This is a genomic window from Helicobacter pylori (assembly GCA_008032935.1).
Classification (GTDB): domain Bacteria; phylum Campylobacterota; class Campylobacteria; order Campylobacterales; family Helicobacteraceae; genus Helicobacter; species Helicobacter pylori_CX.
This window is the reverse complement of the sequence record CP032039.1, coordinates 484,348-509,546: the sequence shown is the minus strand read 5'-3', so window position 1 is coordinate 509,546 and position 25,199 is coordinate 484,348. Positions and strand designations below refer to the sequence as shown.

The 25,199-nt window shown below is 39.1% G+C and carries 20 protein-coding genes and 6 pseudogenes; 9 read left to right on the top strand and 17 right to left on the bottom strand.

Annotation, left to right across the window (positions count from 1 at the left end; genetic code table 11):
• Positions 1–86 precede the first annotated feature (86 nt).
• The 5 genes from D2C78_02530 (at position 87) to D2C78_02510 (ending at position 4,194) form a co-directional block, all read left to right on the top strand.
• Positions 87–278, top strand: a complete 192-nt coding sequence (locus tag D2C78_02530; GenBank protein QEF34917.1) for a hypothetical protein — start codon at positions 87–89, stop codon at positions 276–278.
• Positions 229–729: a TonB-system energizer ExbB gene (exbB, locus tag D2C78_02525; protein ID QEF34916.1), complete on the top strand. Its 501-nt coding sequence runs from the start codon at positions 229–231 to the stop codon at positions 727–729. Before D2C78_02530 ends, exbB begins: the two co-directional genes overlap by 50 nt.
• Entirely contained in the window at positions 726–1,115 is a 390-nt protein-coding gene (gene exbD / locus D2C78_02520; GenBank protein ID QEF34915.1) for a TonB system transport protein ExbD, read from the top strand. Before exbB ends, exbD begins: the two co-directional genes overlap by 4 nt.
• On the top strand, positions 1,081–1,917 hold the full coding sequence (locus tag D2C78_02515; protein QEF34914.1) for a TonB family protein: 837 nt from the start codon (positions 1,081–1,083) through the stop codon (positions 1,915–1,917). Before exbD ends, D2C78_02515 begins: the two co-directional genes overlap by 35 nt.
• A 195-nt stretch (positions 1,918–2,112) precedes the next feature.
• Positions 2,113–4,194, top strand: coding sequence for an outer membrane protein (locus D2C78_02510; protein ID QEF35804.1), 2,082 nt, complete (start codon positions 2,113–2,115; stop codon positions 4,192–4,194).
• A gap of 147 nt (positions 4,195–4,341) precedes the next feature.
• Here the strand turns inward: D2C78_02510 and D2C78_02505 are convergent.
• The 9 genes and pseudogenes from D2C78_02505 to D2C78_02465 form a co-directional block, all read right to left on the bottom strand.
• Positions 4,342–5,069: pseudogene (locus tag D2C78_02505) on the bottom strand (TerC family protein).
• Between the two features lie 6 nt (positions 5,070–5,075).
• Positions 5,076–6,031 (bottom strand): annotated as a pseudogene (gene corA / locus D2C78_02500) (magnesium and cobalt transport protein CorA).
• 15 nt (positions 6,032–6,046) lie between these two features.
• Positions 6,047–7,254 (bottom strand): annotated as a pseudogene (locus D2C78_02495) (phosphoglycerate kinase).
• Between the two features lie 15 nt (positions 7,255–7,269).
• Positions 7,270–8,262: a type I glyceraldehyde-3-phosphate dehydrogenase gene (gene gap, locus D2C78_02490; GenBank protein ID QEF34913.1), complete on the bottom strand. Its 993-nt coding sequence runs from the start codon at positions 8,260–8,262 to the stop codon at positions 7,270–7,272.
• An 88-nt stretch (positions 8,263–8,350) separates the two neighbouring features.
• Positions 8,351–9,052: a uracil-DNA glycosylase gene (locus D2C78_02485; protein ID QEF34912.1), complete on the bottom strand. Its 702-nt coding sequence runs from the start codon at positions 9,050–9,052 to the stop codon at positions 8,351–8,353.
• Positions 9,049–9,762 carry a 1-acyl-sn-glycerol-3-phosphate acyltransferase gene (locus D2C78_02480; GenBank protein QEF34911.1) on the bottom strand — a complete coding sequence of 238 codons (714 nt, stop codon included), beginning with the start codon at positions 9,760–9,762 and terminating at the stop codon, positions 9,049–9,051. The genes D2C78_02485 and D2C78_02480 overlap by 4 nt, the downstream gene beginning before the upstream one ends.
• Positions 9,749–10,912, bottom strand: a complete 1,164-nt coding sequence (locus tag D2C78_02475) for an SH3 domain-containing protein (GenBank protein ID QEF34910.1) — start codon at positions 10,910–10,912, stop codon at positions 9,749–9,751. Before D2C78_02475 ends, D2C78_02480 begins: the two co-directional genes overlap by 14 nt.
• A gap of 6 nt (positions 10,913–10,918) precedes the next feature.
• Complete coding sequence (locus D2C78_02470; protein QEF34909.1) at positions 10,919–12,298, bottom strand: PDZ domain-containing protein; 1,380 nt, start codon at positions 12,296–12,298, stop codon at positions 10,919–10,921.
• Positions 12,299–12,528: 230 nt separating this feature from the next.
• A pseudogene (locus D2C78_02465) lies at positions 12,529–12,687 on the bottom strand (DNA methyltransferase).
• Between D2C78_02465 and D2C78_02460 the strand changes: the two are divergent.
• Positions 12,681–12,848, top strand: a complete 168-nt coding sequence (locus tag D2C78_02460; protein QEF34908.1) for a DNA methyltransferase — start codon at positions 12,681–12,683, stop codon at positions 12,846–12,848. The pseudogene D2C78_02465 and the gene D2C78_02460 overlap by 7 nt on opposite strands.
• Before the next feature lie 94 nt (positions 12,849–12,942).
• Positions 12,943–13,242: pseudogene (locus D2C78_02455) on the top strand (restriction endonuclease).
• 248 nt (positions 13,243–13,490) lie between these two features.
• Here D2C78_02455 and D2C78_02450 read toward each other — a convergent pair.
• Positions 13,491–14,975, bottom strand: a complete 1,485-nt coding sequence (locus D2C78_02450) for a lipopolysaccharide heptosyltransferase family protein (GenBank protein ID QEF34907.1) — start codon at positions 14,973–14,975, stop codon at positions 13,491–13,493.
• Here D2C78_02450 and D2C78_02445 point away from each other — a divergent pair.
• Both D2C78_02445 and D2C78_02440 read left to right on the top strand, forming a co-directional pair.
• The gene (locus D2C78_02445; GenBank protein ID QEF34906.1) at positions 14,966–15,163 is read left to right on the top strand and encodes a hypothetical protein; all 198 of its coding nucleotides are present in this window, start codon (positions 14,966–14,968) and stop codon (positions 15,161–15,163) included. The two genes, D2C78_02450 and D2C78_02445, sit on opposite strands and share 10 nt — an antisense overlap.
• 96 nt (positions 15,164–15,259) lie before the next feature.
• Positions 15,260–16,717: a lipopolysaccharide heptosyltransferase family protein gene (locus D2C78_02440; protein ID QEF34905.1), complete on the top strand. Its 1,458-nt coding sequence runs from the start codon at positions 15,260–15,262 to the stop codon at positions 16,715–16,717.
• Between the two features lie 572 nt (positions 16,718–17,289).
• On the opposite strand, the gene D2C78_02435 is transcribed toward D2C78_02440, so the two are convergent.
• The 7 genes and pseudogenes from D2C78_02435 to D2C78_02405 form a co-directional block, all read right to left on the bottom strand.
• Positions 17,290–20,646 (bottom strand): DNA methyltransferase, encoded by a 3,357-nt coding sequence (locus D2C78_02435; GenBank protein ID QEF34904.1) that lies wholly within the window; start codon positions 20,644–20,646, stop codon positions 17,290–17,292.
• 24 nt (positions 20,647–20,670) lie between these two features.
• Entirely contained in the window at positions 20,671–21,492 is an 822-nt protein-coding gene (locus tag D2C78_02430) for a carboxylating nicotinate-nucleotide diphosphorylase (GenBank protein ID QEF34903.1), read from the bottom strand.
• Entirely contained in the window at positions 21,492–22,502 is a 1,011-nt protein-coding gene (gene nadA / locus D2C78_02425) for a quinolinate synthase NadA (GenBank protein QEF34902.1), read from the bottom strand. The genes D2C78_02430 and nadA overlap by 1 nt, the downstream gene beginning before the upstream one ends.
• Complete coding sequence (locus tag D2C78_02420) at positions 22,492–23,295, bottom strand: phosphatidylserine decarboxylase (GenBank protein ID QEF34901.1); 804 nt, start codon at positions 23,293–23,295, stop codon at positions 22,492–22,494. Before D2C78_02420 ends, nadA begins: the two co-directional genes overlap by 11 nt.
• Entirely contained in the window at positions 23,289–23,795 is a 507-nt protein-coding gene (locus D2C78_02415; GenBank protein QEF34900.1) for a helix-turn-helix domain-containing protein, read from the bottom strand. Before D2C78_02415 ends, D2C78_02420 begins: the two co-directional genes overlap by 7 nt.
• Before the next feature lie 12 nt (positions 23,796–23,807).
• The gene (locus D2C78_02410) at positions 23,808–24,359 is read right to left on the bottom strand and encodes a hypothetical protein (protein ID QEF34899.1); all 552 of its coding nucleotides are present in this window, start codon (positions 24,357–24,359) and stop codon (positions 23,808–23,810) included.
• Positions 24,295–25,178: pseudogene (locus D2C78_02405) on the bottom strand (4-hydroxybenzoate polyprenyltransferase). Before D2C78_02405 ends, D2C78_02410 begins: the two are co-directional and overlap by 65 nt.
• Between the last annotated feature and the right edge of the window lie 21 nt (positions 25,179–25,199).

Sequence of the window (25,199 nt, the reverse complement as noted above, 5' to 3'; positions counted from 1 at the left end):
AAGCCGCTCATGCTAGTATGATTGAATTAATTTAAAATGAACAATTATAATACAGATTGGATTTAAATGGTTGGCCATAAGAGCGTTTGAATTTGATTGTAATTATTAGCTTAATCATCATTGACTTGTTATTATTAAAACAATATAATCAACAAACTAACATTCTTTTATCATTTTGGAGCATTTATGCGAACGAATGCTTCTTAAAGAGCGCATGCTCTTTAGAGTGTGGCTGTGTTGCATGTTGCTTTAATCTTAAGGGAATTGTTTTATCATAGACAAGGAGTTTTTATGGGCGGTTTTTCAGTGGGAATGTTGAAAGATTATGTGGACATATTTGTTTTTGCGGTGCTTGGCGTGGCCAGTTTTTTAGCTTTGTGGTTTGTGATTGAAAGGGTTATTTTTTATTCCAAAGTCGATTTGAAAGCTTATGATGATATAGATGCCCTGAATTTGGATTTAACCAAGAATCTAACCATTCTCTATGTGATTTTTTCTAACGCGCCTTATGTGGGCTTGTTAGGGACGGTTTTAGGGATCATGGTGATTTTCTATGACATGGGCGTGAGCGGCGGGATGGACGCTAAAACGATCATGGTAGGTTTGTCTTTGGCTTTAAAAGCGACCGCTCTAGGGCTTGCTGTGGCGATTCCCACTTTGATCGCTTATAATAGCTTATTGAGAAAGTCCGATGTTTTGAGTGAAAAATTCAGGATCATGAAAAAATGAAAAGCATCAGAAGAGGCGATGGGCTGAATATTGTCCCTTTTATTGATATTATGCTCGTTTTGCTAGCGATTGTGTTAAGCATTTCTACTTTTATCGCGCAAGGTAAGATTAAAGTCAATCTCCCTAACGCTAAAAATGCGGAAAAATCCCAGCCAAACGATCAAAAAGTGGTGGTCATCTCTGTAGATGAGCATGACAATATTTTCGTAGATGACAAACCGACGAATTTAGAAGCTTTGAGCGCTGTAGTCAAGCAAACAGACCCTAAAACCCTTATAGACTTAAAAAGCGACAAAAGCTCTCGTTTTGAAACTTTTATCAGCATTATGGATATTTTAAAAGAGCATAATCATGAAAATTTCTCCATCTCCACGCAAGCTCAGTAAAGTTTCAACGAGTGTTAGCTTTTTAATCTCTTTTGCCCTATACGCTATAGGGTTTGGCTATTTTTTACTGCGCGAAGACGCCCCAGAGCCTTTAGCGCAAGCGGGGACCACTAAGGTTACCATGAGTTTAGCCAGCATTAACACTAATTCCAATACAAAGACTAATGCTGAGTCGGCTAAACCCAAAGAAGAGCCTAAAGAAAAACCCAAAAAAGAAGAACCCAAAAAAGAGGTTCCAAAGCCTAAACCCAAACCCAAGCCAAAGCCAAAACCTAAGCCTGAGCCAAAGCCAAAACCCAAACCTGAACCAAAACCCGAGCCTAAGCCTGAACCAAAACCCGAGCCTAAACCTGAACCTAAAGAAGAACCCAAAAAAGAAGAAGCTAAAGAGGAAGCTAAAGAAAAGAGCACTCCCAAACAAGTAACGACTAAAGATATAGTCAAAGAAAAAGACAAGCAAGAAGAGTCTAACAAAACCTCTGAGGGTGCAACTTCTGAAGCTCAAGCTTATAACCCAGGGGTGAGTAACGAATTTTTAATGAAGATCCAAACCGCTATTTCTTCTAAAAACCGCTACCCTAAAATGGCGCAGATTAGGGGCATTGAGGGCGAAGTGTTAGTGAGCTTTACGATCAATGCTGATGGGAGTGTTACAGACATTAAAGTCGTCAAAAGCAACACGACAGATATTTTAAACCATGCGGCTTTAGAGGCCATTAAAAGCGCGGCGCATCTATTCCCTAAACCAGAAGAAACCGTGCATCTAAAAATCCCTATCGCTTATAGCTTGAAAGAAGACTAACTAGTCTTTCTTTTAAGGGCGGTTTTTAAGCCTTAAAAGTTAGGCCAAAACCCCTATTTTTCGCAATTTACAAAAAAAAAAAAACAAAATCTCTAAAATTTAGAGCTAAAATTAGCCATAAAATTCCATTTATTGCTTATAATATGAAGTTTCTTTGTATCAAAGAAAAATCTAATAAAAGGAGAAAACATGAAAATCAAAAAATCTCTCTTACTCTCTCTTTCTCTCATGCTCTCATTATCAAGGGCTGAAGATGACGGATTTTACATGAGTGTGGGCTATCAAATCGGTGAAGCGGTTCAAAAAGTGAAAAACACGGGAGCATTGCAAAATCTTGCGGACAGATACGATAATTTAAGCAACCTTTTAAACCAATACAATTACTTAAATTCCTTAGTCAATCTGGCCAGCACACCGAGCGCGATCACGGGTGCGATTGATAATCTAAGCTCAAGCGCGATCAATCTCACTAGCGCTACCACCACTTCTCCGGCCTATCAAGCTGTGGCTTTAGCGCTCAATGCCGCTGTGGGCATGTGGCAAGTCATAGCCTTTGGGATCAGTTGCGGTCCTGGCCCCAATCTTGGCCCAGAACATTTAGAAAATGGGGGCGTTCGATCGTTTGACAACACGCCAAACTACAGCTACAACACCGGTAGCGGAACGACCACCACCACTTGCAATGGAGCCAGCAATGTAGGACCCAATGGTATCCTATCTAGTAGTGAATACCAAGTTCTCAATACCGCTTATCAAACCATCCAAACCGCTTTAAACCAAAATCAAGGAGGCGGGATGCCTGCCTTGAATAGCTCTAAAAATATGGTAGTCAATATCAATCAAACTTTCACAAAAAACCCTACCACAGAATACACTTACCCTAATGGGAATGGCAATTATTATTCAGGCGGTTCATCAATCCCAATCCAGCTAAAGATTAGTAGCGTCAATGACGCTGAAAACCTTTTGCAACAAGCCGCTACTATCATCAATGTCCTTACCACCCAAAACCCGCATGTGAATGGTGGCGGTGGGGCATGGGGGTTTAGCGGCAAGACTGGGACTGTGATGGATATTTTTGGCGATAGCTTTAACGCTATTAACGAGATGATTAAAAACGCTCAAACAGCCCTAGCAAAAACCCAACAGCTTAACGCTAATGAAAACGCCCAAATCACGCAACCCAACAATTTCAACCCCTACACTTCTGAAGACAAAGGGTTCGCTCAAGAAATGCTCAACAGAGCTAACGCTCAAGCAGAGATTTTAAATTTAGCCCAACAAGTAGCGAACAATTTCCACAGCATTCAAGGGCCTATCCAACAAGATCTAGAAGAATGCACCGCAGGATCGGCTGGTGTGATTAACGACAACACTTATGGTTCAGGTTGCGCGTTTGTGAAGGAAACTTTAAACTCTTTGGTGCAACACACCGCTTATTATGGCAACCAGGTCAATCAAGAAAAAGCTTTGGCTCAAACCATTTTGAATTTTAAAGAAGCCCTTAACACTTTAGGGAACGACTCAAAAGCGATTAATAATGGTATCTCTCACTTGCCTAACGCTAAGCCACTTCAAAACATGACGCATGCCACTCAAAACCCTAATTCCCCAGAAGGTTTGCTCACTTATTCTTTGGATACCAACAAATACAACCAGCTCCAAACCACCGCGCAAGAATTAGGCAAAAACCCTTTTAGGCGCATCGGCGTGATTGACTATCAAAACAATAACGGCGCGATGAACGGCATCGGCGTGCAAGTGGGCTATAAGCAATTCTTTGGTAAAAAAAGGAATTGGGGGTTAAGGTATTATGGTTTCTTTGATTATAACCATGCTTATATCAAATCTAATTTTTTTAACTCCGCTTCTGATGTGTGGACTTATGGGGTGGGAATGGATGCACTTTATAACTTCATCAACGATAAAAACACCAACTTTTTAGGCAAAAACAACAAGCTTTCTGTGGGGCTTTTTGGTGGCTTTGCGTTAGCCGGGACTTCGTGGCTTAATTCTGAATTCGTGAATTTGAACATGGTGGGCAATATCTATAGCGCTAAGATGAATGTGGCTAATTTCCAATTTTTATTCAATTTAGGCTTGAGGATGAATCTCGCTAGGCCTAAGAAAAAAGACAGCGATCATGCCGCTCAGCATGGCATGGAATTGGGCGTGAAAATCCCCACCATTAACACGGATTATTACTCTTTCATGGGGGCTGAACTCAAATACAGAAGGCTCTATAGCGTGTATCTCAATTATGTGTTTGCTTATTAGGTGCGTGCACAAACCCTCTTTTTAAGGGGGTTTCATTGCGAAATGCTCCCTATGCACTTATGAGTTTTGATTAAAATTTGGTTATTCACAAAAGTATGAAAGCCTTTTGCAAACAACTTCTTTAATTTTGTTTTTAAAAAACGCTTTTTAACTTTTTTTCACTTTCTTTTCTATGAAGATATTCAAGCATTCTATGAGTAAGGCAAAACCAATGCCCGCATACAAGTAATTTTTATTGATGTGCAAATGCAAGCCTTCTAAAAACAAAAACACGCCCACAACGAGCAAAAAAACAAAGGCTAAAGTTTTGATGCGGTAGTGTTTTTCAATGAAATCGCCAACGATTTTGGAAAAAAACATCATCACGATTACAGATAAAATAATAGCAAGCGCCATGACTTCTAAGTGTTTAGCGATCCCAATAGCCGTGATCACAGAGTCTAAAGAAAAGACAATGTCTAAAAACATGATTTCTATTAAGGTGATGAAAAAGCCAAACGCTTTTTCTTGGTGTTTTTCTTTAGGATAGATCTGATCTTTTAGTTCCACTAACGCTTTAAAAGCCAAAAACACCCCCCTACAAACAGCACCACATCACGCCATGAAAAGCTCATGCCCGCTATAGTGAATAAAGGCTTTTGCAAATGGCTGATGAAAAACAAGCTCCCTAAAAGCCCTATACGAGCGATCATAGCCAGACCCAAGCCTAAAATCATGGCCTTATTTTGCTGGTGTTTGGGGAGTTTATAAACCATCACCGTGATAAAAATGATGTTATCAATCCCTAGAACGATCTCTAAAAGCGTGAGCGTAGCCAAGGAGACTATGCCATGCGGTGTAGAAAGAGCGTCTAAGAGTGAGGATAAAAATTCCATAAAAGGCTACAACCAGCCTTTCTTTTTAAAATAGAGCACAGGCAAAATCGTAGAAATCGCCATGACAATCAGCGCGAAAAGATACCCGTATTGCCATTCTAGCTCCGGCATGAATTTAAAATTCATGCCATAAATCGTGCCAATCAATGTGGGGGCATCATCGCCATGGTCGCCACCGTGAAGAGCTTGATGATTTTATTTTGCTCCACATTGACTTGAGAAGCGAACAGGTTTTGAATGTTATCAAGCGAGTTGAGATTGACCGTTGTAGACTCCACCAAAGAGCTAAAATCGGTTAAAATGATATTTAAATTATTTTTAGTATCGCTATCCACTTTATTACTCCTTAGTAATGCGGTGATAATGCGCCGTTTGTCAAAAAAAGAATCCCTTAAAGCCACATTAAATTCTTGCAAATTGGACAAGCACACTAAAATATCATCATGCGTAGAAGTTTCTTTGAAAATGATGTTTTTGCGCAACAGGCTCGTTTGTTTGTTGATCCACTCCAAACATTCCACGCCTTTTTCAAAATACACTTCAAAGATTTTGGTTAGAATGTCAAACCCGTCTTCAAATTTTTTAGGGCTAGCCAAAACCTTTTTTTGGATAGAATCAAAGATTTCTAAAGTCCCGTAATAAATCGTGAAAAGAATGTTATTGGACAAAATAAAGGTCGCCATTTCCGTATGAAAAGTCTCATTTTCATCCTGATTAGTGAAAAAGGCGTTGATCGTAACGCTGGAGCTGTCTTCCCAATATTTGGTAACTGATGAGACTCGTTGGGAATGGTCTGTGTTGTAGTGGATAGCGTATTCTTGGCTTAGAGTGGCCAATTCATTGGGCGTGGGGTTGATTAATTCAAACCATAAAACTTCATTTTCTTCTATATCAAAACCATTAAAATCATTAAAGCGTTTTTTAATGACAAATTTTTGCTGTTTGAAAAACACGTTCACCATAAGCGATCCTTAGAGTTAATGGCGTTTGTCCAAAACCTCAAAACAAGGTAAAATTTTGCCCTCTAACAATTCCAAACTCGCTCCCCCACCGGTGGAAATAAAACTCATGTTATCCTTTTCGCCCGCGCGATTGATCGCATCAATGGTATCGCCCCCACCAACGAGCGAGAAAGCGTAAGTGTCAGCGATCTTATGGGCTAAAAAGGTTGTGCCTCTAGCGAATTCTTGTTTTTCATGCACGCCTAAGGGACCATTCCATAAAATGGTGGGCGCGCTCTCTATGACTTCAGAAAATAATTTCAGGCTCGCAGGCCCTATATCAGCGATCTTGTGCTTAGGCTCAATGTCTTGGACGGGTGAAATTTTGATGTGTTTGGGGTTGAGAATGTCATCAGTGGTTACGGCGTCTATGGGTAAATAGACTTTGACTTTTTTTTCTTTCGCGCTTTTTAATAATTCTAGGGCGTCATTGATTAGAGCGTCTTCTACAGAAGAATCTTGCACATCATAGCCTAAGGCTTTTAAAAAGGTGTTGCTCATCGCTCCAGCAATGATGAGCTTGTCAATGAGATCTAAAATATTTTTTAACAAGGTGAGTTTGGAGCTGACCTTAGCCCCCCCACAATCAACAATAAAGGGCGTAAAGGGTGGTTAAACGCTTGATAAAACGAATCAATTTCTTTTTTGAGTAAAAACCCGCTCACTTTAACAGGGGCGAATTGCGCCGTGCCATAAGTGCTGGCATGCTTTCTGTGGCTCGTGCCAAAAGCGTCATTCACAAACACATCGCACAAGCCCGCTAAATCTTTAGCCAGATTTTCATCATTTTCTTCTTCGCCTTTTAAAAAGCGGATGTTTTCTAAAAGAAAAATCCTTGTGGGCGCGTTTTCGTTTAGGGCTTGCTTGAGTTGCGCGATATTTTGAGAAAAAACCACTTCATGATTTAAGAGTCTTTCAAGGCGTTTTAAAAAAGGTTTCAAGCTCAATTTTTCTTCAACCCCTTTAGGGCGGCCCAAGTGGCTCACTAAAATAATATCTTTAGCCTTATTGTCAATACAATATTGGATGGTAGGCAAGCTCTCTCTAATGCGCGTGTCATCGGTAATATTCAAATTTTCATCTAAAGGCACATTAAAATCCACTCTAATAAGCACCCTTTTATGGCTCACTTCCACTTCTTGAATGTTTTTAACGTTTTGCATAAACGACATTTTAGCTAACATGAAAAATCCTTTCTTTTAATTTTGCACTATATATTGCGCCATGTCTATCAAGCGCTCGCTATAACCCATTTCATTATCATACCATGCCAATACTTTAGCATTTTTTTCGCCTATTGTCATGATTTGATCATCAATCACGATCGCGCTAAAAGGCGAAGAAATAAAATCACTTGAAACAAGCCTTTCTTCATCAATGCTCACAACCCCTTTAAAGGCATGCTTGCAAGCGTCTTTAAGCGCATGCTGAACGCTCGCTTTACTCACGGATTTTTTAAAATTTAAAGATAGATCCACCAAGCTCACATTAGGGGTAGGCACTCTAATCGCAAGGCCTGTAATTTTAGGGCCTAAATGCGGTAAGACTAGCGAAATGGCTTTGCTCACGCCGGTGCTTGTGGGGATGAGATTTAAACCAGCCGCTCTAGCGCGGCGGATGTCTTTGTGCTTGGTGTCTAAAAGGTTTTGATCGTTAGTGTAGCTGTGGATGGTGGTTAAAAGCGCATTTTCTACTTTAAAGGCTTCATCTAAGATTTTTAATAAAGGAGCGCTAGCGTTAGTCGTGCAAGAAGCGTTAGAAATCACGCTTTCGTTATGGTAATTCTTATGATTCACCCCATAGACAAAGGTGGGCGTATTTTGCGCGGGAGCGGAGATGATGACTTTTTTCACGCTGTTTTTAAGATGAGCGCTTGAAGCTTCTAAGGAATTGAATTTACCGGTGCATTCTATGATGATTTCTGCGTTAGCGACAGAAAAATCAAGCTTGTTAATATCTCGCTCGCTCAACACTAAAATATTTTTACTATGCCCGATATTTAAGGTTCTATTGGCGTTTAATTGGGCTTCAAAATGCCCATGCACGCTGTCATGGCGGATCAAATGCAAAAGAGTTTCTAATTCAGCGGTAGAATTGATGGCGACAATTTCTATATCCTTTCTTTGGCTAGCGACTCTTATAGCGCACAAACCGATGCGCCCGGTCCCATTGATAGCGATTCTAATTGGCATGTTTTCCCTTTATTTAAAAATTAACATTCTATCACAAATGCTCTTAAATAAAGGTATTCTTAAGGGGTTCTATCTCATTAAACATTAATCACAAACTGAAATCAAAATCCTTGCGATAAACCTCTCTATAAGCTTTTTGAACGCTTGTAAAAACCCCACTCCCTAAAAACCCCCTAGATAATGGGCTAGGGTGAGGGGCTGTGATGATGATGTGCTTATTAGGGGGAATTAGCGCGATCTTTTTTTGGGCGACTTTCCCTAATAACACCACGATTAAAGGAGCGGTCGTTTTAAAAAGGCGCATCAATATTTGATCGCTAAAAGCTTCCCAGCCAATATATTGGTGCGAAGCGGCTTGGTTTTTTTCCACGCTTAAAATGGCGTTCAATAACAGCATGCCCCTTTTAGCCCATGCGCTCAAATCCCCATAACAAGGCACAGGCACGCCTAAATTCGCATGCAATTCTTTAAAAATATTTTTTAAGCTTGGGGGGATGGGGGCGTTTTTTTCCACGCTAAAGCTTAAGCCCATCGCCACCGGCAATTCTCGCTCATTTTCTAGGTAGGTGGAATGGTAGGGGTCTTGCCCTAAAAGGATGATTTTAACCGCACTAGGGGGCGTTAGATTGAGCGCACAAAACAGATTAGAGCTTCTAGGGAAAATGGTTTTAGGGCTTTTTAGGGCTTCTAAGTAGCGTTTTTCTATTTCTAAAAAATAAGGCTTTTTAAATTCGCTTTGCAAAAACTCCCGCCAAGCCAAACTCAAAGGAGCGTAGTCAAAAAGCCTCATGCGTTTAGTTCGTGGTAGTGTTTTAAATACTCTTTTTGCATGCGTTCTTGTAATTCTTCATACCAGGTGGGCGAGTTAAAATCAGGCGTATAACTTTCTAGCATGACTAAACGGGTGCGGGCTTTATAGGCTTCTAGGGGTTTGGAATTAAAGATTTTAATGGAATTGATTAACACCATGGGCTGGATTTTGAGCTGGAATTTTTCAGCGATAATCTTAGCCCCTTGCTTGAAAGGGAGGAATTTTTCTCCCCCTTTGCCTCTAGTGCCTTCAGGGAAAATCACTAAGGGGCGGTTTTGGTCTAGTTTTTCCTTACATGCTTTTAAAAGGCTCACGATCCCCTTTTTATCCTCTCTGTCAATCAAAATCATTCCGGTATCCGTTAAGGCATGCCCATAAAAAGGGATTTCGCCCAGCTCTTTTTTAGCGATCCAGCAAATATTACTAGGGTGGTAGGCTTCTAAATAAATAATGTCTAGTAAGCTTTGGTGGTTTAAGACAATGAGTTTAGCGTCCGTATCAAAAGCGCCTATTTTTTCTAAATTAACCCCAGTAAGGGAAAAAAAGCACGAACAAGCCCTACGGCTGGAGCGGGCGTTATTGTTTTTGCGGTTAAAATAATTGAAAACAATGATAACGGCTAAGCCTATAGCGATCACTAAAGCCCTATAAATCGCTCTTAAATGATTGGACTTTTTATTTGACTTCATCTTTTTTGACCCATCCTATTTGTTCATGCGGGGTTAGGATTTTATAATAATCATCATGCGAGCCTAAGATTTTAATGGGCATTTCATCTTTAGAAAGCCCTAAAATGGTGGAATTTTGCGTGGGCAGAATGCGGATTTTTTTATGAGCGAGCAATAGGGCTGACTTTTGCGTGAATAAAAGGTGATACAAAACAAACCCTAAGCACAAAATCCCAAGCCCTAAAAAAATGAGTTTGCGCCCAAAAATGAAAAACAACACCAAGAAAAACACGCACAAAGCGAGCAACGCCACATTAGAAAAGACTAAAAAATTGTTTTTAGGGATGAGATCGCTTTGAATACCGGTAGTGTCTTGAGTGGGAATGGCTGAAAAAGACAGCGTTTTAAACTGCCTATTAGAAAGCGAAAAATAATCAAAAGAAAGGCTTTGAATGGTTTTAGGCAACACGCAATAATAAAAAACGCTCCCTTCTTTAGCCTTGATTTGGCTTAAAGAGGCGTTATCAAACCCCTGTTTTAGCGCTTCTTTGATGTGAAAATTTTCCCAATTAGCCTCTTTGAACGCTAATTCCATCACCAAAATATTGTTTTTATCGTCATAGTCTTTGGTTTTGTATTGCACAACTTGTAAATCTTTGGCCATGACATTCGCGTAACGAGGGTTTTTTGACAAATCCGTTACCTGCAAAGCAACTTTTGGGGCTATGGAATGATCGATGTATTTGTCTTTATTGGAAAACGCGCTCACTTCTAAGGACGGAATAATCGCTTTTACGCCCTTAATCTTGTAATAATAAGTCGCTCTGAAAAGCTCTTTTTCCACCTTTTTCCATTTAGGCATTTTGCTTAAAAGCTCAATCTGGGTTTTATCCCACCCGTCTTTGATTTTGGCTTCCAAAAACTCAGCGTCAAACAGCAATAAATCATAAGTTACGCCTATGATTTGACCGATATAAACCGGGTTGTTTTCCAAATCTTCTAATTGGGGGATTTTCACATAAGCCACTTTAGCCTTGATCTCTTCTGGCTCGTGAGTGTTTTCAGCAACCAAAAAAGCCACCAAAAAGCTTAAAATCAAACTGATGATTTTAAGGATTTTGATTGAGTGGGCGCAAAAACCCATTAACGATTTTTCAAATAAAAACCCCATGAGTTTTTATTTCTTCTTAGGCGCTTTTTCATCCATTTTCTCATCCACGATAGACCAGGTTTTCAAGCTGTCAATAGCGGTTTTTAGCTGAATATCATCATTGATCATTTTAGGAGTAACCTCTTTTTCCTCTTCGCTTTTCTTGTCTTTATCCGCCTCTTTGGAATTAGGGTTTTTATCGTCAAGTTTTTTAAGCTCTTGCTCTAAATGGTGTTTTAAATCCGCTTCTTTCAAACTGAATTTATTTTCATTTTCTGGCACTTTACCCGGATAAATCACAATATCAGGCGTGATCCCCTTAGCTTGAATGGTGCGCCCGCTCGGTAAATAATAGCGCGCGGTTGTGATTTTAATCGCTTCGTCTTTATTGACAGGGAGCAACACTTGCACGCTTCCCTTACCAAAGGTTTTTTCACCGATAATGATGGCTCGTTTGTGATCCTGCAGTGCCCCTGCGACGATCTCGCTCGCGCTCGCTGAACCGCCATTGACTAACACCACAACAGGTAAATTGGTATAAGGGGCTCTGCCATTAGCCTTGTATTCTAAGTTTTCCTCCTTATTTTTACCTCTTTGAGAGACTAAAACCCCCTCTTTAATGAAAAGGTTAGACAAGCCTACCGCCTGGTTTAATAGCCCTCCAGGATTCCCCCTCAAATCCAACACGATCCCCTTAGTCTTAGGGTTAGCTTTTAAGCCGTCTAAAACCGATTTGGTAACATTTTTATCAAAAGAATTGACTCTCACATACAAATAAGGCGTGTCTTTAATCTTTTTCACAGAGACAGAGGGGATTTTGATGATGTCTCTAACAATGTTAAACACCAAGGGTTTTGGCTCGTTTTTTCTCACAACAGTGATCTGGATAGAGGTCTTTGGCTTGCCACGCATGAGGTTGATCGCATCATCAATGCTCATGCTCAGCGTGCTTTCATTATTGATTTTTAGAATGTTATCGCCTGACTTAACCCCAGCCTTGTAAGCGGGAGTGCCTTCTAAGGGAGCAATAACGGTCAAAACGCCATCGCGCATGCCCACCGTGATCCCAAGCCCCCCAAATTCGCCCTCGGTTTGGGCTTGAAATTCCTTAAACTTCTTTTCGTTCAAATACGCTGAATGCGCGTCCAAATTAGAGAGCAAGCCCTCAATCGCTTTAGTCATGATCTCAGAAATACTGATTTTATCCACATACTTTTTTTCAATTTCTGAAACCACATTAGAGAAACGACTGAACGCCTCCACCCTTTTAGCCGCTAATTCTTGCGGATCTTCTTTAACCGGCTTGACCGGCTTTTTTTCCTTAACTTCACCACCATGCAAACTCACAGCAAGAGAAATCGCTAACAACCCTTTAAAAAGTCGTTTTGTCATTGTTAATAGCACCACCCATTTTTGAGATTAGAAAGAATCACCTTTAAGGTTTTATTCAATTTTTGCGTTTATTCTATCTAAAATTTAGATAACATGCCCATTCATTCACTCATTTTGAGCCTAAACGATACAACAAAAACGCGTAACTCCCCGATCCGTTCACATGCAAATCGCAAAGCATGTTCGTTACAAAAAGATTAGAAATGGGGCTTACTTTAGAGCCTCTATCGCAAACTAAAGCGAGATTAGACAAGGCAGAATGAAGGGAAGGCTGAACCTCCGCCTCTGCGGTAGATATTGTTGTCGCTCGCTTCTTTGCTGATGAATGCGGCATCAAAGCCAAAATCTCCGATGGCTTTGGCTTGGTGCGATAAGATAAGGGCGATATTGGTATTAAATGGGGGAGCATTCTGAGAGCGTGATTTTGTCTCGTCTTAAAAAGGTTATTGGCGGTTTTAAAAGCGGTGCGGCTAAAGAATTTAATGGAGGTGGGGTAATCAAAGTTTATGCATTAGAAAGCTGTGAAGAGATTTTAAAAGCCTTAAAAGAAGCGCTCATTTGGTAAGGGAAAGCAAATTTTTACAACACTAAAAGCGATAATTTTCGTGTTATAATCAGTTAGATATATTTGGTGGCAATTGAGTGTTTGGAAGGTAGTTATGGAATCAGTCAAACAAAGTTTTATTGAAAAACTTAAGGTTTTTGCAACAGAATTGACTGGCCATGTTACAACTCAGTTGGGAGATTGGAAAATTAAAGGATTTATTAATATAGATAAAAATATTTATACAATTTCACCAGATACTAAAATTATTTCAAAAATTCTTGAAATCCAACTTTTCCCTAAGTTTAAAACATTTGCTAAGAAAAATGGTTATGAAATCATTATTGCTGAAAAACAAAATTGGTATCCTGATCTATCTTTTGTGTGCGAGAAAAATCCAAACATCAAGTTTGCTTGATGCACAGATTAGAGATTAGCGCTCTATAACATGCATGCTAAACTTCTAATAAGGTAATCATCGTTATAATCTTTCTCATGTTTTTTAAGGGGCGTTATAATGAAAACGAACGGAGTGCAATTTTATTTGTAACAGACCTAATTGCATAATTACAACCTCTATTTACGCCCCTTATCCAGTCAGACACCCTAAAAGCAAGGATGGAAAACGGCGTTATAATAATAGATGGCGTTGTTTGGACTGCTTCACACTTCTTCTATGAAGTAATCTTTATCAATATCATCAGGAGTGTTCTCTTTTAATAAATGTGGGGCGTGTTCTTTGATGCTTGCTATCACGGCACTAGGTTTTATCGTATTCACATCTCGTTGTTCCCAAATTTTCTTTGATTCTCTAAGATTTGCAAATTCGGTGGGATAAATCACATGATGGGTAGCGCAAAGCGTTCTAGGATAAGGGTGAAAGGTTGCATAAGAACTGCCATTGCTTAAAATAAAGATGTAAGGCACTTTAAGAGCCGCTGCAAAATGAGCGATACTGGATTCATTTCCTAATGCAAATTCAGCGCCCTTAATGATATAGGCGTATTCCAATAAGCTAGTTTTCCCTACTAACGATATGGCATTTTTATGAGCTTTTACCAATTTAGCAGCTTCTTTTGCTTCTGTGGGCGTTGTCCCGCAAATCACTAGCTGAATGTCTTCATTCAAATAACGCACAATCCTATTAAAATACCTATAACACCTAAAAAAATCGCTTGATCCCAAATTCAACACGCCATAGCGAGAACTCAAACCATTGAGTAAATTTTGCGAACTTTCTTTAAGAACTGAAGATGGTGGCAATTCCATGCCAAAAGATACAGGAGCTAAATCCACTCCTTTAAAAGTTTTGAAAAAAGCAGAAAATAAGTCTTGATGGAATTCAAATAAGAATTTGCTCACCTTAGGGATATTGAAAAGATGGGTGTAAAAATGACTGATTTTCCCGTCGCTAACATAGACACTATGATGACCCCTATCCACAAAAGGTTCATGCCTTACGCTAACCTTAAAAGAAGCGTCTAAGTGTTTCATCACTATATCATCTCTTAAAATGTCACCCCAAGGCAAAATGGGGTTAATGGCAATCTCGTAATGCGTTTTTTTAAGCATCAACAATTCATTGTAGCGCTTGATGAAAAATTTGAGCAAATAACGCAGAAATCTAAAGGCATGTTGCCTGCTGTGAATGTATCCATTATATTGATTCCAAATGGAATGATCTAAGAAATAAAATTCATCAACATAAGGGCTATCGGCAACCACACTCAAATCTTTGATGATTGAATTGCCAATAAAAACAATCTTATAATCTTCGTAATGCTCTTTGAAGGGGGCAAAAAAATTGCGCGTTAAAATATAATCCCCCACCACATCCAGTCTCACAATACACAAGGCTTTTTCTGTGGCGTTTTGGCGTTTAATGGGAGCGATAGAAAGCAGCTTGTCAATCAGGCGTTGCGTCATTTCAAAGAGCCTAAGAGACCAATCAGAAGTCTTTCGGTTAAAATAAGCGTAAACAAGCACAATAGGTAATAGTAGGATTGCAATAGGTAATAGTAGTTTCAAAATATTAATCCCAAACAAAAATTTTATCTTGTAGTATAACACAAATTTAAAACTTTGATACACCAGCACCACAGATTTAGGCACAGAGCTAAGGCTAAAAACAATGATTAATGGCTTCATTAAGTGAGTCAAAACCCCTCTATTGGGTTTATCCTAACGAACTCAGCGCCTCCATTGCCAGATGGCGGCCTTTCAATGAGCGTTTTTTAGACATCACCCCGCCTAATGGCTCAAACGATATGGGTTTGATTGACATTGAAAAAGAGGGTGAAAAGATTGTGGGTTTTATCAATTACCGCAAGATGTAGCTTTGATAAGAGACTTTTTGCTATAATCACATCTTTATTTATTCTTAATCTTTGCGTGGATTTTACTGATTGAACGCTAAAAAATAGGAGCTATTTTTGAAATCTTTACTCTCTTTGTTTTTAAAGTCAAAATTATCCTATCTTTATTATTGCCCTTATGTAGCTTTCGTTTTAATGGTTGTAACCATTGCAAAAATTCCTCTTATTCAAAAGATTCCTGTTATTAGAAGGTTCTTTAAAAATCGTTATACCTTTCAAAAAGATAACCTTGTTCACATCCAAAACCAACTAGACAGATTGCTCACCCTCACAAAGCCTACTCCTCCACCCATTCGTAAAAAAACCTTATGTTTTATCCGCTTGGACATTATTGGAGATTATATACTCTATCGCAATTTTTTACCTCTTTTTAAAAAATATTTTGAAGATTATGAAACCACCTTTATTGGAAACGCTACTATCAAGGATATGGCAATCCATTGCGATTCCCAATATATAGATAAGTTTATCTTTTTAGATAACATTTACTGGGAAAAATACTTGCGGATTGGCGCTAATGGCTCACGCCTTTCAAAATTAAAAGAATTGTTATTTTTTCTCCCAAAGTTCATGAGAAAACGCTACGAAGATGTTTCTAATTTAAGAAAAGAAAGCTATGAGATATGCATTAATAGTTCTATGTTTTATTTTTCAACTAAAGAAGACGCTATTATAAAGCACTTGATTGCCGAAAATAAAGTGGGGGTTTTTTGCACCCACCCAATAGAATCTTCCTTTAGGACTGATTATAGAAAGAGAGGGGAAATTAGAAAAAGCTTTTACACGCATTTATTCTACCCTAAAGAAGTGCCGCAATTTCTCTATGATTCAAATCAAGATTTTTTTCAGTCTTTTTTTAAGCATTTTAAAGGCGTGGATATAGGGTTTGTTGAACTTGAATTAAAACTCCCCATCGCTTTTGAATATGAAAAGTTTAAGAATATTCTAAAACCACCTTATGGCGTGTTGAATCTCGGAGCTAGCGATGATTTTAGAGTGTATAAACGCTTTGATGAGATGATCTATTTTTTAAATCCTGACTACCAACTCATTCTTTGCGGGAACTCTAAAGAAGATGAAAAGCTTGCCAATTCCATTCTAAAACGCCACAAAAATGCCATTTCTTTAGTCAATCAAACCGATTTGATAGAATACCTTTATCTTTTAAAGAACGCTAGTTTTGCGATGGGCAATGAGTCTTCCATCACGCATTTGAGCGCTTGTTTGAAAATCCCTCATGCGTTCATAGTCTCTTCAGGTCTCTCAAGCCCAAGATTCCACCCCTACCCAAAGGAAATTGGCCCTAATATCCATATGATCTATCCAAGAGATTTTCAAAAAATAATTTCTAGGTCTAGCAACTGGATGTTCAAAGCCATGACTATGCCGCACCCACCAGTGGATTTTGTGAACCCGCAAGATATTATTAGCGCCATTAAATGTTTTGCACCCCATCTCTTGAAAGAAGATGCGCCATCTAATACCAACGAAACAACCTATTTTGAACGGGTTTGATTGCGTTACAAGTTTTTAGAGAATAACTTCAGCTTTAGATTGTAAAAAACATAAAAATCTGCTTTTTACTGAGCAATGATATAAACTCTTTTCAAATTCAAGCTCTTAAAAAGGCTTTATTTTTCAACGAAGACGCTTGGACTTTTGACTTTAATAGATAAATCAGGCAAATATGGACAATCATAACCCTACCACTTTCTAATATCCATTCCCATAAACCTGATACAAGTTTTCCTTATACCTAACTCACACTCTTTTAAATGGAGTAAATGGTTGATTTATGAGTGGTTTTTGCTATGTTAAACGATACAACAAAAACGCGTAACTCCCCGATCCGTTCACATGCAAATCGCAAAGCATGTTCGTTACAAAAAGATTAGAAATGGGGCTTACTTTAGAGCCTCTATCGCAAACTAAAGCGAGATTAGACAAGGCAGAATGAAGGGAAGGCTGAACCTCCGCCTCTGCGGTAGATATTGTTGTCGCTCGCTTCTTTGCTGATGAATGCGGCATCAAAGTCAAAATCTCCGATGGCTTTGGCTTGGCGCGATAAGATAAGGGCGATATTGGCATTAAATGGGGGGTGGATTTTGCAAGATTTCTTGCATTAACGCTTTGCTGTCATTCCCTTTTAAATGGGGCAAATCGCTCGTTAAAAATCCAAGCGTTTTTTGGATTTCAATCGTGCGCGCGATGACTTTAATGATATTGCTTACATGATCAAAGTCGCAAGGCTCGTTTTTATGGCTTTTTAAATATTTGTCTAAAACGCCATACCCCCCTATTCTATAATCATAAATTTCTTCACTCACCCCCCTAAAATAAGCGCTATGGTTGATATAAAGCCGTTGTTCTGGCTCGTTATAAGCGGGTTTTTTGATGATGGGGTTACGATCATGCGCTTCTGTTAATTTGCTGCTTGGTGAATAGCAGGATTCGCCTATGGTGGCGTCTTTTAATTTTCCAAAGCTGTAATTCAAGTTTTCTTTATTTAAGACATGCAAGCCGATTAATTCAATCCCTAAAAGGCTTAAAGCCCTAAACAAATCCTTATTGTTTGTGAAAAGGATTTTAGGGTAATCGGCTTTGAGAAACTCTTCATAACGCTTGCGGTAGTTTGGGGAATACAATAGTGCATAGATATAGCCTAAAACCTCTAGCGGCTCAAAAGGGTGGCTATAATGCTTGTCTATAAAGCTTCTAAACTCTGGCGTAAAATTTTCGGTGTAGTTGGGGTGTTTGAATTGATAAAGGGGGTAATTATATCCTACCCCCATGCTTCCTGCCGAAGCTATTAGATTTATATCAACTAATTCTTTATGTGCCATCACATAACGCCATTCGCCATGCATTTTGCTTTGTCGTGAGATGTTGAGTGCAACATTTTGGTGCGTTTGATTGGGTGTTTTAGGGTTTGTTGGGTGGGTGGGTAACATGTGCTTGAATACTTCGCCTCGTGGATAAGCGATAAAAGACTTTGATTTACCGGTATAATAAGTGTAGTAAAAATCAAAAGGGCGGTATTGGCACAAAACAATGTATTTTTCTAAATTGTTAGCGTTTGCCTTAACATCTTTAATGGCATATTCTAAACGCCAATCTCTGCCATCTTTTTTAATATCATAAATTCTGCGTAATTCACTGGGTTCTAAGGTTGAAAAATCTTTTAAAAGCTTTAACAAGCTTTCTTTGTCTTTATGGAAAACGACATGATCTCGTTGCGAACAAATGCCAGTGCTTCCAACTTGAAACACCTCCTGAACGCTAAAGCCTTGTTCGTATTCATCTAACAAGGGCGTTTTTTGGGGTATGAGCAAGTAAGAAGGCTCTCTTGGGGCAATCTCAAGCCATTCAATGCTATTCAAATCGTTTTGGGCTAAAAAGGCGTATTTTTCAGCCCTTTGGCCATAAACATCATAATAGTGGATTTTTTGCTTGGTTGTTTGCACCTTTTTGACAAAAAGATTAATGGACACGCCTTGCATGATATTGAAAACGTTTTCATCTTTTGTGCCTTGTGGGGTTTCCTCCTTTTTCCTAGCGTTTCCATGCAAATTTAAGATATAAAGCTCATCGTAGCATTCTAAAAGAGAGCACCTTAACCCCCTAAAAGTAGGGTTGTCTAAAAAGGCGTTGTTAGAGATAAAGCCAAAAAGGCCATGCCCTAATGATTCGATCTTGTTTTGAGCGAAACGCATGAATTTCACGTAATCGTCTAGGAGCCATTTAGGGTTTTTCTCATTTTGTAGTTTGTATTTGGAATGGAGTTGTTTAAGATTCTTTAGGGCATCTTTGTTGGTGTTTTTGACGCTTTTATCGCCTTGCTTTTGGGTTTGAATGTTGTTTAGAAGTTTTTTGATTTTGTCGGTAAGCTTAACATTTTTTTCAATTTCTATGGTTTGAAATTCAGGCTCTATGCCGTAAGTGGCTTTTACTTCCCATTCAAACAAGCCCTCATTACTGCTCGCCCCGCTATAAGGGGGATTACCGGTGATGATAAGGATCTTTTCATCTTTTTTAATTTCTTGAGCACTTTTAAGCTCTTTTTCAAAAATCGGTTGTAGCCCACGACGAGCGATGATTTCACTAGGCTGTATGAGGGTGTTGGTTAAAATGATTTGAAGCGCATCGTTTTCTTTGAGAGGTTTTTTAAATTCCTCCTTAAAGGCTTGGCTGAGATTCAAATGAGCGATGGCATAAGGAGCGATCAAGTATTCAAACCCATAAAATTGCTTCAAGAGGTTTTGGTATTTGTCCTCTTTAGTGGAGGTGCCTCCATCGCTTGTTTTTCTCACTTCTAGCGCTTTCCTGAACGCCTCTAATAAAAAAGTGCCGGTGCCGGTGGCAAAGTCTAAGAGCTTGATGTTTTCGTTATCTAAAGCGCTTTTTAAGCCTAAAGGAGCGTCTTTGAAATGCGTTTTGAGCAGGCTATCCAAAGCGTTAATGATGAATTCCACCACAGAATCTGGGGTGTAATACACGCCCTTTTTCTCTCGCAATTTAGGGTCATAAGCGCTTAAAAAGGTTTCATAAAAGTGCAAATAAGGGTCTTTATCGTCATTCAAATCTTTAATAATAGAATCCATATCAACATGATTGATTAAGCTTAGAATTTCATTTAAAAGCCATTGGATTTCTTTGATTGCATCAAGCTTCTTTAAAAAATCCGCCATTTCTCTGATCACAGCGAAATTTTTAGGGATGGAACTCCTCACATTATCCAAATTAATTTTTTCAAAAGGGTGGTTGAGCTTGGCTAGAAAAAGGCTGTAGGTGAGCGTTTGAGCGAACGCATCGCTAAAGTCTTCAAAACTCAATTCTTCATAAAGATATTCTTTAAAATTCTTAAAAATGCTAGAAACTTGCGTGTCTTTTTGGTATTGGATTAAAGCGTCTTTTAAATACTTGGTGGGCGCGCTTAATGCGTTTGCGAAATCTTTAGCGTTAGTGATAGGGGCTGCTTCGTGATTGAAAAACCCTCTAAAGAAATCAATCAGATCGCGCTCGGTAGTTTGCGGGTTGGGTTTTGGGGGTTTAGGGGGCTCATCAAGGCTAGCGATAGAGATTTTTCTTTTAATTGAAGGCTCATTATTTTCATCTTTCCCTACCCACACGAAATTAAGGTAATCGGTGAGCATGAGGTTAGGGTTTAATTCTAAGTATTTAAGGATTTGTTTTTCTTCTAAGAGTTGGTTAAGATCGAACCCCACTTTTTTATTTTCTATATAGCCGATGTTAAGCCCTTGATAAGAGATGCGAAAATCAGGCTGACCCCATTGTTTGTCTTTTTTAGGCTCATGTTCAATCTTAAACTCTTTATTGAAATGGTTTTTTAACTTATCAAGCAAGTTGTGTAAAAAAGGGCGGTGCGTGAGTTCATTCTTTTCAGGCGTCAGATCTCTAATGCTTTCTAAATATTCTTTTAGCATGTTAATAACCCCTTTTTAAAGTTTTTAAGCCATTTTCATGTGCATGTCAATAAAAGTGGCTTGATGGATTAAAGCCCCTACGCTAATGGCATCCACGCCGCTTTTAGCGTAAGCGTTGATGCTCTCTAGTGAAATGTTCCCGCTCGCTTCCAATAAGACAAAGGGGTAATGTGCATCTCTATAAGCGGCAATTTCTTTAGTCTCTAAAACGCCCATGTTATCGCACATCACAATATCCGCTCCCGCATTCATGGCGTTTTTGGCCTCTTCAAAGCTCTCGCATTCAATTTCAATTTTAGCCGTGAAAGGCAAGTTTTTTCTGGCATGCGTTAAAAAGCTTTTGAGATCTTTGACATGCTTTAAATGCGTGTCTTTAAGCATTAAAGCGTCATCTAGCCCTAAGCGGTGGTTGCTCGCTCCTCCATTAAGCACGGAGTATTTTTCAAAGATCCTTAAAAGGGGTCTCGTTTTTCTCGTGTCCAACAAACGCACCTTGTGAGAATTTAAAGCTTCTACAAAACGACTCGTTAAAGTAGCGATCCCGCTGCTGTGTTGCAAAAGGTTTAAAAGGGTGCGCTCAATCTTTAAAAGCATGCTAAAATCCCCCCTAATCTCCATTAAAGTGTCTTTAGGCTTGAAGCGTTCTTTATCTTTAATATTTTGAACGCATTCAATACCGGTCATTTGAAGCAACTCTAAAGCGTATTTTTCGCCTGAAAACACGCCCTCTTGTTTAGCCCTAACAAAAGCCGTGGCTTTAAAATCCTTTTCTAACACCCTTTCAAACAAATCCCCATGCCCTAAATCTTCTTTTAAAGCGCGTTCTAAAAAGGTTTTTATCTCCATTAGGACAACTCCATCATTTTAGTTAAGGCGAGTTTGGCCAAACGCGCCACCTCATCTTTTAATTCAACCGCATTATAAGCCCTGTGGTTTTTATAGGCTTTTAAGACTTCAAACAAATCTTTTAAAGTCGTTTCGTTCATGGTAGGACAAAGTGCAAGCGTGCTAGAGAGAATGAAAGTGTTTTGATGGTTACGCTTGGCTTTCAAGCGGTTGACTAAATGGCTTTCAGTGCCTATGGCGACTTTTTGATGGGGGCTTAGCTTTTCTACAAATTCTATGATTTGACTCGTTGATCCGCTAAAATCAGCGTTAGAAACTACGCTAGGATCGCATTCTGGATGGACAGCGATTAAAATATCCGGGTATTTTTGGCGGTAAAATTCAATGTCTTCTAATTTGAAAAGCTGATGCACCGAGCAAAAGCCGTTATAACAAACCACATCAGCGTTTTTGATTTCTTCTTTGCTGTTTACGCCTAAAATCGCGCTTTTTAAGCCGTTTTCTAGGGCCAGATTTTCCCCCAAGCATTTATCCGGTAAAAAAAAGATTTTTTTATTTTGTTTTAGGGCGTGATTAAAGATTTTAGAAGCGTTCCTGCTCGTGCAGACCACGCCGTCATCTTTAGCGACTTTGGCTTTCACTTCAGCGTTAGAATTGATATAAGTGATAGGGTAAAATTCTTTAACGCCGCATTCTTTCAATAAATGGACGCTTCTATCGTAGTAATGGCTGTCTATCATTCTTGCCATAGAGCAGCATGAGAGTTTGGGCATGATCACTTGTTTGTTAAAGGCTAGGGCTTTCACGCTCTCACCCATGAAATGCACCCCGCAAAACACGATGAGGTTTTTATCGCTCTGGCTTGCGATTTTGGCTAATTCCAAGCTGTCGCCTGTATAATGGGCTAACTCTACAATTTCATCTTTTTGATAAAAATGAGCCACTAAAAGCGCGTCTAAATCGTGCAACAATTCTAAAATAGAAGTTTTTAAATCGTTATCAGTTGGCATGAAATTCCCCTATACTTTCCCCAAACTTCACGCTTTTTTCTCTCAAATCTTTAAAAGCGGTGTTTTGAATGAATAAAACGATAGTAGAGCCCATTTCAAAATTCCCTAAATTATCCCCCTTTTTCACCTTAATCGGCGGGTTGTAAGAGTAGGTTTGCGTGAAACGGGCTTTAGCGTTAGTTTGGATATTCTTATCAAAATTAAAACGCATTTTACCCACATTTAACGCCCCCACCGCTACAAAATACAATTGATTGCCTTGAATGTCTTTTGCAACAAGCACCACTCTCTCATTGCCCACAAACAGATTTTTGTTTTTGTGTAGTGAGGGCTTATTGACTGGCAGTAATTTCCCCGCAAAATAACGAGCCTCTAAAATTTCTAAATCGCAAGGGGCGTGGTAGTGGTGGTAATCTTTGGGCGAAAGGTAGAAATTCACATAGAAAAAAGAAAGCCTTAAGGGGTTGATTTCGCCCACTAATTCATGCACTTTATAGGGCATGCTTTTAATCTGTAAGGCGGTATCGTTGTCTAAAAAAGCGCATTCGGTGATCAAAGCGTCGCAAGGCGCAATGCAAATATTAGGGGCTTTGTCAAAGGGGCGTTCTTTTTTTAAGGAGCGCGTGAAAAGGGCGTTCAAACTCTTGTAATTTTCCAAAGGCTCAAACTCGCTCAAATCAATTTTGAAGATCTTAACGTAAAGGGCGTTGATGCCTTTTTGGATAAAAGAAGGGAATTTATAACCAGCCACAGAGCCAAAAACCCTTGAAAGAGCGTTGCTTAAAGCTACCATTTTAACCCTGCCATGTTCAGTATAAATTCCACCTCACCCTTACTCACTTTAAATTCTTTAGAAATAGAATCCACGCTATAACCCTCTTGATACATTTTTAAAACCTGTTTTTCGTTGATTTCATCGCTAGCGGCATAATGCCCCATGTCTTTGAATTTGTTTTCTAAAGTAATGATTTTTTCTTCTAAATAATCGCGCTCTTTGTCCATGGATTTTTGGATTTCTTGCAACTGGCTATAAAGGTGTGAAAGAGTCGTTTTTAATGAGCTGTCCTCTTTAACGCTCTTTTCTAAAGAAAGGCCTTCCAAACGCCCCTCTAATTCTTTCAAACGCTTAGAATAGATATAATTTTCTTGATAGGATTCGTCTAAGGTTTTTTCTAAACGCCTCATTTTATGGTAAAACTCTTTTTCTTTAAGATACAAATACCCCACCAAGCACACCAACACCAATAAAATCGCCCCTAAAACGACCATAAACAAATCATTAGAAGATAACATGATTGCTCCCGTTCATAATTTTAAGCCTTTTCTTTCGCTATCAACAATGAAAGAATCATAACGCTTGATGTCTAAGGCGTGCATGCGAGTGATTTCTAAAAAATCTTTATCCCTTGCCACGCCAAAAAAGGCTAGGATTTTCCCCTCTAACACGCAACGCCCGTAGTAAGTTTGAGGCGCTATCAGGCTTTGTTTTTTTAAGCAAATAAGCCCATGCCCTAAAGCGATGATGCGGTTATTTTGCTCCAATTCAAGCAGATTTTCTTTTAAAAGCAGGCTCTCTAATTTTTCTAATTTAAAATACAGCGCTTTGAGCAATTCCAGAGTGTCATTTTCAACGTTCAAGCGTGAAAAATCAAAGCCAGAATTTAACCAATCAAATTCTTCTAACACCGCTAAAGAGCGTTTACTTTTAGAGATAAACCTTTCATAAGAGAACGATAAATCGCACTGGACTAAGCGCGTTTCAAACCCTAAAGCTTGGGATCTTAAAACCAACTCATGCATGCTTGAACCCCACATCAAGGACGATAAAAATAAAAAACACCACCCCCAAATAGCCATTACTCACAAAAAAGGCTTTAGGGATGTTTTTATAATCTCTGGCCACTAAGATCTGCTCATAGAGTAAAATCAAGGCTGAAACCCCTAATCCCAAATACGCAAAAAGCCCCCATGATAGCATTTCACAAAACAAAGCCAGCAGATCAGCGCTGCAAGGTGTGAGAGCCTTGAAAGATTCAAGCACCACTTTTCCCCTAATTGGCTAGGAATGGAAAACAAGCCTCTCTCTTTATCAAACTCCATATCCTGTAAAGAATAGAGCAAATCAAACCCAGCCACCCATAACATCACCCCTAAAGCCAAAAAGACATTCCATAAAGGGATCGCTCCTAAAACCGCCACGCTTCCCGCAATGGGGGCTAAACCCAAAGCCAAACCCACAACAAAATGCGCCAAAGAAGAAAAGCGCTTGAAATACGAATACCCCCCTAAAATGATTAAAAAAGGTAGTGAGAGCTTGAAAGCTAAAGGGTTGATGAAATAGCTCACCACCACGAATAAAAGAGCGTTTGAAGCGCTAAAAATGACCATGCCTTTAACGCTGATCCTGCCATCCACGCTCGGGCGGTTTTTGGTCCTTGGGTTATCCTTGTCAATATCTCTATCCACCAAGCGGTTAAACCCCATAGCGAAGTTTCTTGCCCCTAGTAAGGCTAAAAAACAAAGGATTAAGGTTTCTAAGCCAAAAAAGAGCGTTTGATTTTTTTGATAGGAGCTTATGACCATAGCCATGAGTAAAAACATGCTAGAAAATATCGTATGCTCCAAAGCGACCAATTCGCTTAAAGCTTTGATTTTGTGCGTGATTTTTTTAAGCAATTATTTGATCCCTAATAAAAT

What these genes read in the sequence shown, in the direction of transcription:
- exbD (QEF34915.1), top strand. Translation starts at nt 726, where the DNA reads ATGAAAAGCATCAGAAGAGGCGATGGGCTGAATATTGTCCCTTTTATT.
- D2C78_02515 (QEF34914.1), top strand. Translation starts at nt 1,081, where the DNA reads ATGAAAATTTCTCCATCTCCACGCAAGCTCAGTAAAGTTTCAACGAGT.
- gap (QEF34913.1), bottom strand. Translation starts at nt 8,262, where the DNA reads ATGCCAATTAGAATCGCTATCAATGGGACCGGGCGCATCGGTTTGTGC.
- D2C78_02485 (QEF34912.1), bottom strand. Translation starts at nt 9,052, where the DNA reads ATGAGGCTTTTTGACTACGCTCCTTTGAGTTTGGCTTGGCGGGAGTTT.
- D2C78_02480 (QEF34911.1), bottom strand. Translation starts at nt 9,762, where the DNA reads ATGAAGTCAAATAAAAAGTCCAATCATTTAAGAGCGATTTATAGGGCT.
- D2C78_02475 (QEF34910.1), bottom strand. Translation starts at nt 10,912, where the DNA reads ATGGGGTTTTTATTTGAAAAATCGTTAATGGGTTTTTGCGCCCACTCA.
- D2C78_02460 (QEF34908.1), top strand. Translation starts at nt 12,681, where the DNA reads ATGGGGGAGCATTCTGAGAGCGTGATTTTGTCTCGTCTTAAAAAGGTT.
- D2C78_02445 (QEF34906.1), top strand. Translation starts at nt 14,966, where the DNA reads ATGGCTTCATTAAGTGAGTCAAAACCCCTCTATTGGGTTTATCCTAAC.
- D2C78_02450 (QEF34907.1), bottom strand. Translation starts at nt 14,975, where the DNA reads ATGAAGCCATTAATCATTGTTTTTAGCCTTAGCTCTGTGCCTAAATCT.
- D2C78_02435 (QEF34904.1), bottom strand. Translation starts at nt 20,646, where the DNA reads ATGCTAAAAGAATATTTAGAAAGCATTAGAGATCTGACGCCTGAAAAG.
- D2C78_02430 (QEF34903.1), bottom strand. Translation starts at nt 21,492, where the DNA reads ATGGAGATAAAAACCTTTTTAGAACGCGCTTTAAAAGAAGATTTAGGG.
- nadA (QEF34902.1), bottom strand. Translation starts at nt 22,502, where the DNA reads ATGCCAACTGATAACGATTTAAAAACTTCTATTTTAGAATTGTTGCAC.
- D2C78_02420 (QEF34901.1), bottom strand. Translation starts at nt 23,295, where the DNA reads ATGGTAGCTTTAAGCAACGCTCTTTCAAGGGTTTTTGGCTCTGTGGCT.
- D2C78_02415 (QEF34900.1), bottom strand. Translation starts at nt 23,795, where the DNA reads ATGTTATCTTCTAATGATTTGTTTATGGTCGTTTTAGGGGCGATTTTA.
- D2C78_02410 (QEF34899.1), bottom strand. Translation starts at nt 24,359, where the DNA reads ATGGCTATTTGGGGGTGGTGTTTTTTATTTTTATCGTCCTTGATGTGG.